We start from the raw sequence: 7,438 nt of genomic DNA on the forward strand, positions 1-7,438 counted from the left end.
TTCGCCGACGTCGCCGAGGACCTTCCCCGCTTCATTGATGAGGTTTACAACCCCCGCCGATTGCACTCAGCGCTCGGCTATCTCAGCCCGCAACAGTTCGAGGACCAACACGCCCGGCACATGGTCAAAACTGCGGCTTAATCCTGTCCGGCCCGAGGGGCGCACTCCAGTATCCGGTTCAAAGTGTTACCTATCTATCGGCTGGACAGAAGCTCACGGCCTTCTGAACCCTGTCGGACCGCCATAGAGATAGCCGATGCGGGCGATGGCATCCTTCAGCCCTTCGCGCGAGACCAGCATGGTGTGGCCATTGGCGTGGATCATGGTCTCGGCATCGGTCATGACGGCGACATGGCCTTTCCAGAAGACGAGGTCGCCGCGCCGCAATCCTGAGAAATCAGCGCCCGGATCGAGCGGCTCGCCGATGCTTGCCGCCTGCATGTCGGAATCGCGCAGCACGTTTTTGCCGGCCATGCGCATCGCCAGTTGCACGAGGCCCGAGCAATCGATGCCGAAGCCGGAAACACCGCCCCAGAGATAGGGCGTGCCGAGAAACATCTCGGCCACCGAAACATAGTCGCTCGCCTTCTCACCGATCGGCCGGAGGTGACCTGATATGACGGCCTCGCCGGAAGGAAGGACAGCATAGTGCGTGCCCCGCGTCTCGGCGGCACCTGCCACGGTTATCGTGGATCCCATCGACAGCTGCCCGGCGATCGGGAAACGCAGGTCCGGACCAGGGTAGAGGAAGGTGCGCGGTACCGAGACGATATGGGTGGGCGCGCGATCGCTTCCGCCCAGCATCATGTCGGCGACATAGCCGACATAGCCGTCGCGCTCGGCCTGGACCCAGGCCCAGCCTTCCCTGTCCTCGAAGACGAGGACATCATCGCCGAACAGGAGCTGCGTGTTGATGCCGGCATCCGGACGCGGCGCCTTGCGCAGATCGGCAACGGAGGCGGTGATCCGGGCCGGCCGGCCGGCGACAAAGCGGTCGGCGGTAACCTCTCCTTTCAATCTTGCATCGGCAAGGTCGGAACGAAAGGCGTGAAGGCGGGCATCCCTGGCAGTCAAATCAGCAACTCGGTCAAGGTTGGTTGGTTAGATCGGCAGTTCGTGAGCTTTAGCGATGATACCATCGCCGAAGCGCTCGACAAAGAGCGCGCCCTCGACCGTACGCTTGATCAGCACATTGCGCTTGTCGAGCTCGTCGCGGTGGCGCGACACCAGCTTCAGCGCGCCCATCGTGTCGAGCGCGCGGGTGATGACCGGCTTGGTGACGTTGAGGCGGGCGGCGAGCCCGCGCACCGTGTGCGGCGGCGGATCGAGATAGATGGTGAACAGGATCGCCGTCTGGCGCATGGTCAGGTCAGGCGCGTCGGCGCGCACCTGCGACAGCATCACTTGCTGCCACAGTCGCAAGGCCTGGCTCGGGCGCAGCGCAATCGACATCCGTCCAGCATGACGGCAAATTGTTTCGGTTCCGTTTCAGTCTCAACCTTGATCGTGGTTAGCCGAAGCGTTTCGAGATGATCCGCTCCAACGCGCGGATGCCCTGCGCCTCGCCGCCGGCGGGGCCGTGCGGACGGTCGGCGGGGCTCCAGGCGAAGATGTCGAAATGCGCCCAGCTCGCCGTCCTTTCGACAAAGCGCTTGAGGAACAGCGCCGCCGTGATCGAGCCAGCGAAACCGTCCGTGGTGACATTGTTGATGTCGGCGATCTTCGACGACAGTTTCGCCTCGTAGGGCTGCCACAGCGGCATGCGCCACAGCGGATCCTCGACCGCGGCGGAAGCCGCCGCCAGGTCTGATGCCAGTACCTCGTCACCGGTGTAGAACGGCGGCAGATCAGGGCCGAGCGCGACGCGGGCAGCTCCGGTCAACGTTGCCATGTCGATCAGCAGCTGAGGCTCCTCGTCATCGGCCAGCGCCAGTGCGTCCCCCAGCACGAGCCTCCCTTCAGCGTCCGTATTGCCGATCTCGACCGAGATGCCCTTGCGGCTCGCCAGCACATCGCCAGGCCGGAAGGCGTTGCCGGCGATGGAATTCTCGACCGCGGGGATCAGCACGCGCAGCCGCACGTTCAGCCGGGCGGCCATGATCATCGAGGCCAGGCCAAGCACATTGGCCGCACCGCCCATGTCCTTCTTCATCAGCAGCATGCCGGACGAGGGCTTTATGTCGAGACCGCCGGTGTCGAAACAGACGCCCTTGCCGACCAGCGTCACCTTCGGCGCGTCTTGCCGTCCCCATGTCATGTCGATCAGGCGCGGCGCGCCGACGGATGCGCGGCCGACGGCGTGGATCATCGGGAAATTCCGCACAAGCAGGTCGTCGCCCTTGATGACCGAGACTTCGGCCTTGTGGACCTCGGCCAGGGTGCGCACCGCCGCCTCCAGATCGTCCGGCCCCATGTCGCTGGTCGGCGTGTTGACCAGGTCGCGTGTCAGGAAGACACCATCGGCGATGCGGCGAACGCGCGCTGCATCGGCACCGGCCGGCAGGTCGAAGCGCAGCGTTTTGCCCGGCTTCTTGCCATAACGGGTAAAGACATAGCCGCCGAGCACCAACGCGATCGCCGCAAGCTGCGGATCGGCCGGCCCCGAGGCGAAATGCCAGTCGCCTTCGGGCAGAGCTTTCGCCAGCGCGCCGAGCGCGAGCGCGCCATCGCCGTCGCCGAGACCGAACAAGGCACCGGCGAGCGCGCCATTTTCGCCGGGCACGGCCAGCGTCCTGCCCGCCTCCCCGGAAAAGCCGTTGACCCTGGCCCAGGCTACCATGGACGGCGCAAGGCCCGCGGCTTCCAGGCCATCCCTGGCGACCAGATGGACCGGCAGCGCACCCTGCAACTTCTTCTCGACGAGTTCGACAGGCATCCGATGTTCTCCTGCCGACCCTGGCGAGTCGGCGTTTCTTAACCATCCGTTAGGGTTAACAGAATATTTCTGCGGGAGGAAAGATGGCCACGCAATGGCCGCGTATGAATGGAGGCCCAGGGCCGATGCCGACCAACCGCACCATCGACGTCAGGGGAAAACGGCTGATCACCACGGCCCTCATGCTGGCGCTCGCCGCGGGTGTCGCCGGCTGTGGAACCAGCAATCTCACCACCGGCTCGATCGGCCGCACCACCAGCGGCAAACCGCTGGAGACCATGTCGGCGGGCGAACTCCACAATGCCACCGCTTCCCTTGGCCAGTCCTACTCCAGGAACCCCAACGACAAGCGAATCGCCACCAATTTCGCGGCGGCGCTGCAGATGGACGGCGATGCCGACCAGTCGCTTGCCGTGATGCGCAAGCTGGCGATCGCCTACCCCAAGGATCGCGACGTGCTCGCCTCGTATGGCAAGGCGCTGGCCGCCAATGGCCAGTTCGAAGCGGCGCTCGACGCCGTGCAGCGCGCGCAGACGCCGGAATATCCCGACTGGAGGCTGGTGTCGGCGGAAGCGGCCATCCTCGATCAACTCGGCCAAAAGGACCAGGCGCGCCAGGACTATCGCAAGGCGCTCGAACTCAAGCCGAACGAGCCTTCGGTTCTCTCCAATCTCGGCATGTCCTATGTGCTGGCAGGCGATCTGCGCACCGCCGAGACCTACATGCGTTCGGCCGCACAGCAACCCACCGCCGACAGCCGCGTGCGTCAGAACCTCGCGCTCGTCGTCGGCCTGCAAGGCCGCTTCGATGAAGCCGAGAAGATTGCCTCGCAGGAACTCTCGCCCGAGCAGGCGCAGGCCAATGTCGCCTATCTCAGGCACATGCTGGCGCAGCAGAATGCCTGGAGCCAGCTCAAGGACCAGGACAAGGACAAGTCGAAGTCCGCGACCAACTGAAGCGCACCGCGCCGAAAGCGGATTCAGCCGGCGCGCTCAACTCACGATTTCATGCATGCGGACTTTCGGGCGACATGCGTCAGGCGAAAATCCGTTGCGACCATGAATGAAAAGCCGCGCTTGGGTTCAGCGCGGCTTTTTTCAGATGTCATGCAGGGATGTGCCGCCGTTACTGGGCAGTCGATGACGCATGATCGCTGCCGAAGATGCCGCGCTGGCTGACCTGAATGCCGGCGGGACCCAGAATGATGGCGAAAAGCACCGGCAGGAAGAACAGGATCATCGGCACGGTGAGCTTTGGCGGCAGGGCTGCCGCCTTTTTCTCGGCGGCGTTCATGCGCTGGTCGCGGCTTTCGGCTGCAAGCACGCGCAACGCATGCGCCACCGGCGTGCCGTAACGCTCGGCCTGGACGAGTGCCTGCGACACCGACCTGACCGATTCCAGGCCGGTGCGGCTGGCCAGATTCTCGTAAGCCTGCTTGCGTTCCTGCAGATAGGAAAGCTCGGCGTTGGTCAGGATGAACTCTTCAGCCAGTGCCACCGATTGCGCGCCGATCTCGTCGGCGACCTTGCGCAGCGCGGCTTCGACCGACATGCCCGACTCCACGCAGATCAGCATCAGGTCGAGTGCATCCGGCCACGCCATCTGGATCGATTGCTTGCGCTTGGTGGCGCGGTTGTTGACATAGACGACCGGCGCGTAGAAGCCGGCATAGGCAACGAGGATGCAAACGAACAGCCGGATGACCAGTGGCTTGTCGGGCAATCCTCCGAGCACGAATATGTAGACCAGGGCCAACGCCAAGCCGACGAAAGGCAGCACGAGACGGAAGAACAGAAACCGCGTCAGCGGGTTCTGGCCGCGAAAGCCGGCAACCTTGAGCTTCTGCAAGGTGCTTTCGTCGGCAAGGGCGCGACGCAGGTCGAGCCGGTCGACAATGTTGCGCATGCCGACCGACTGTTCTTCGCGCAAGCCCTTGCGCCGGCGATCGGCCTCGGTTGCCAGCCGCGCGCGCTGCTTGGCGCGAAGCTCATCGCGCTCCAGCGCGACCGATTTCATGCGCGACTTGAGCTGGTTTCCGCTGAACGCCGGCAGCAGTGTAAAGACGGTCGCGAACACCGCGATGGCGACGAGCAGCGCGATCAGGAGGCTCGGATCGGTCAGTGATTTGATGACTTGATCGGTCATGTCGCGATCCTAGACCTCGAAGTTCATCATCTTGCGCATCACCAGGATGCCGATTGACATCCAGACTGCCGAACAGCCGAGGATGAGATTTCCAACGCTGGTGTTGAACAGCGGCATCAGGTAGGTCGGGCTCGACAGGTAGACAAGAAACGCGACGATGAAAGGCAGCGCGCCGATGATGGCGGCCGACGCCTTTGCCTCCATCGACAGCGCCTGGACCTTGGCCTTCATTTTCTTGCGATCACGAAGTACCCGCGAAAGATTGCCCAGCGCCTCGGAGAGATTGCCACCGGCCTGCGACTGGATCTGGATGACGATGCCGAAGAAGCTCGCCTCGGTGCATGGCATGGTTTCGGGCATGCGCAAGGTCGCGTCGGGGATCGACAGGCCCATCTGCTGCGAATCGACGATGCGGCGAAACTCGGTCTTCACCGGCTCGGGGGCTTCGTTGGCGATCAGTCGCACGGCATCGTTCAGCGGCAGGCCGGACTTGACGGCGCGCACGATGATGTCGAGCGCGTTTGGAAATTCGTTGAGGAACGCCTTGACGCGCCGGCTGCGGCGAAATGAAACGAACCAGCGCGGCAGGCCGAGCGCTCCGGCCAGCAGCACGCCGGGCAAGACGATCAGCGGCGCCCCGGCCACGAACGCGATCACTGTCAGCGCGATGCCGCATATGGCGGAATAGATATAGAAACGCTCGATCGGAACCTTCATCCCAGCCTGGCGAAGCTGTGCCTTCAGCGGCGGCTTCTTGATGGCGCTGTCCTTGGATTTCTGCTTCTCGTCGAGCTCCTTGAGCGAATCCTGGACCGATTTGCGGCGCTTGGCCGCGTCCGTCGCACGGTCGCGCGTGGCCTTGACGACGGAACGGTCCGTCTCCGCGGCCTTGATCGTTTCAAGCCGCTTGCCGGTCTGTCTCTCATTGCTGATCTGGTTGAACAGAAATGCATAGGCGACCGCGCCGGCGCTGAAGCCGGCGAGCACGACAAACGCCAATACGGTGCCGTCAATTCCAAACATCGGCCAGAACCTTCACGCCTGCGGGTACGTCAGTCAGCGCGTTTCTCCATAGCCTCGAGCGCTATGGCGAGGCGCTGCTCCTCGCCGTAATAACGGGCCCGTTCCCAGAAATGCGGACGGCCGATGCCGGTCGACACGTGCTCTCCCAGCAGCCTGCCGTTGGCGTCCTCGCCCTTGATGTTGTAGAGGACGATATCCTGCGTGATGACGACGTCGCCTTCCATCCCGATCACCTCGGTGATGTGGGTGATGCGACGCGAACCGTCGCGCAGGCGGGCCGCCTGGATAATCACGTCGATGGAGCCGACGACGATTTCGCGCACGGTTTTCTGCGGCAGCGAGTAACCGCCCATGGCGATCATGGATTCGATACGGTTCAGGCATTCGCGCGGGCTGTTCGAGTGGATCGTTCCCATCGAGCCGTCGTGGCCGGTGTTCATCGCCTGCAGAAGGTCGAACACCTCGGGTCCGCGCACTTCGCCGACGATGATGCGCTCGGGCCGCATGCGCAGGCAGTTCTTGACCAGATCGCGCATCGTCACCTCGCCTTCGCCTTCGAGGTTGGGCGGACGGGTTTCCAGGCGCACGACATGCGGCTGCTGCAGTTGCAGTTCGGCCGAATCCTCGCAAGTGATGACGCGCTCCTCGCGGTCGATGTAGTTGGTCAGGCAGTTGAGCAGTGTGGTCTTGCCGGAGCCGGTGCCCCCCGAGATGACGATGTTGCAGCGAACACGGCTGATGATCTTGAGGACTTCGGCTCCCTGTGGCGAGATGGCGCCGAACTTGACCAGCTGATCGAGCGTCAGCTTGTCCTTCTTGAACTTGCGGATGGTGAGTGCGGTGCCATCGATGGCGAGCGGCGGCGCGATGACGTTGACGCGGGAGCCGTCGGGAAGGCGGGCGTCGCAGATCGGGCTGGATTCATCGACACGGCGGCCGACCTGGCTGACGATGCGCTGGCAGATGTTGAGAAGCTGCTGGTTGTCGCGGAAGCGGATCGGGGTCTGTTCGACCTTGCCGTTGACTTCGATGTAGACGTTCTTGGAGCCGTTGACCATGATATCGGCGATGTCGTCGCGGGCAAGCAATGGCTCGAGCGGCCCATAGCCGAGCACGTCGTTGCAGATGTCCTCGAGCAATTCTTCCTGCTCGGCGATCGACATCGCGAAATTCTTGATCGCGATGATGTCGTTGACGATGTCGCGGATTTCCTCGCGCGCGCTTTCGGGGTCGAGCTTGGCGAGCTGCGACAGGTCGATCGTGTCGATGAGCGCCGAGAACACCTGGCTCTTGGTGTCGTAATAGGTTTCGCTCTTTTCGCGGCCACGCTTCGGCTCCGGCGCGACCGGGGGCGCCTCGACCACGCGGCGAGCCGGCGGTGCGACAGGTGCGCTC

General features: G+C 63.6%; 7 protein-coding genes. 1 reads left to right on the plus strand and 6 read right to left on the minus strand.

All coding sequences use genetic code 11. From position 1 onward, the window contains the following. Positions 1-213: 213 nt before the first annotated feature. The 3 genes from X741_RS136825 to X741_RS136815 are packed head-to-tail and all read right to left on the minus strand — an operon-like array spanning position 214 to position 2,875. Positions 214-1,074, minus strand: coding sequence for an NlpC/P60 family protein (locus X741_RS136825; RefSeq protein ID WP_031250790.1), 861 nt, complete (start codon positions 1,072-1,074; stop codon positions 214-216). A gap of 27 nt (positions 1,075-1,101) precedes the next feature. Next, complete coding sequence (locus X741_RS136820) at positions 1,102-1,452, minus strand: MarR family winged helix-turn-helix transcriptional regulator (protein WP_023780951.1); 351 nt, start codon at positions 1,450-1,452, stop codon at positions 1,102-1,104. 58 nt (positions 1,453-1,510) lie between these two features. Next, on the minus strand, positions 1,511-2,875 hold the full coding sequence (locus X741_RS136815; protein WP_023780952.1) for a leucyl aminopeptidase family protein: 1,365 nt from the start codon (positions 2,873-2,875) through the stop codon (positions 1,511-1,513). Between the two features lie 125 nt (positions 2,876-3,000). Here X741_RS136815 and X741_RS136810 point away from each other — a divergent pair, with 125 nt between their 5' ends. Continuing rightward, on the plus strand, positions 3,001-3,831 hold the full coding sequence (locus X741_RS136810) for a tetratricopeptide repeat protein (protein ID WP_023766941.1): 831 nt from the start codon (positions 3,001-3,003) through the stop codon (positions 3,829-3,831). A 169-nt stretch (positions 3,832-4,000) separates the two neighbouring features. Here X741_RS136810 and X741_RS136805 read toward each other — a convergent pair whose 3' ends face one another. The 3 genes from X741_RS136805 to X741_RS136795 form a co-directional block, all read right to left on the minus strand. Further along, on the minus strand, positions 4,001-5,020 hold the full coding sequence (locus X741_RS136805) for a type II secretion system F family protein (protein ID WP_013897304.1): 1,020 nt from the start codon (positions 5,018-5,020) through the stop codon (positions 4,001-4,003). A gap of 9 nt (positions 5,021-5,029) precedes the next feature. Beyond that, positions 5,030-6,043: a type II secretion system F family protein gene (locus X741_RS136800; protein WP_023766943.1), complete on the minus strand. Its 1,014-nt coding sequence runs from the start codon at positions 6,041-6,043 to the stop codon at positions 5,030-5,032. A gap of 29 nt (positions 6,044-6,072) precedes the next feature. After that, positions 6,073-7,438, minus strand: a 1,366-nt coding sequence (locus X741_RS136795) for a CpaF family protein (RefSeq protein ID WP_031250791.1), incomplete at its 5' end; no start/stop codon positions are given.

Origin of the sequence: Mesorhizobium sp. LNHC221B00, from assembly GCF_000502935.1 — a bacterium.
In the GTDB taxonomy this organism is placed as follows: Bacteria; Pseudomonadota; Alphaproteobacteria; order Rhizobiales; family Rhizobiaceae; genus Mesorhizobium; species Mesorhizobium opportunistum.

Bases quoted from the DNA above. Each gene is read 5' to 3' on its own strand.
- X741_RS136820 (WP_023780951.1), bottom strand. From the start codon at position 1,452: ATGTCGATTGCGCTGCGCCCGAGCCAGGCCTTGCGACTGTGGCAGCAA.
- X741_RS136815 (WP_023780952.1), bottom strand. From the start codon at position 2,875: ATGCCTGTCGAACTCGTCGAGAAGAAGTTGCAGGGTGCGCTGCCGGTC.
- X741_RS136810 (WP_023766941.1), top strand. From the start codon at position 3,001: ATGCCGACCAACCGCACCATCGACGTCAGGGGAAAACGGCTGATCACC.
- X741_RS136805 (WP_013897304.1), bottom strand. From the start codon at position 5,020: ATGACCGATCAAGTCATCAAATCACTGACCGATCCGAGCCTCCTGATC.
- X741_RS136800 (WP_023766943.1), bottom strand. From the start codon at position 6,043: ATGTTTGGAATTGACGGCACCGTATTGGCGTTTGTCGTGCTCGCCGGC.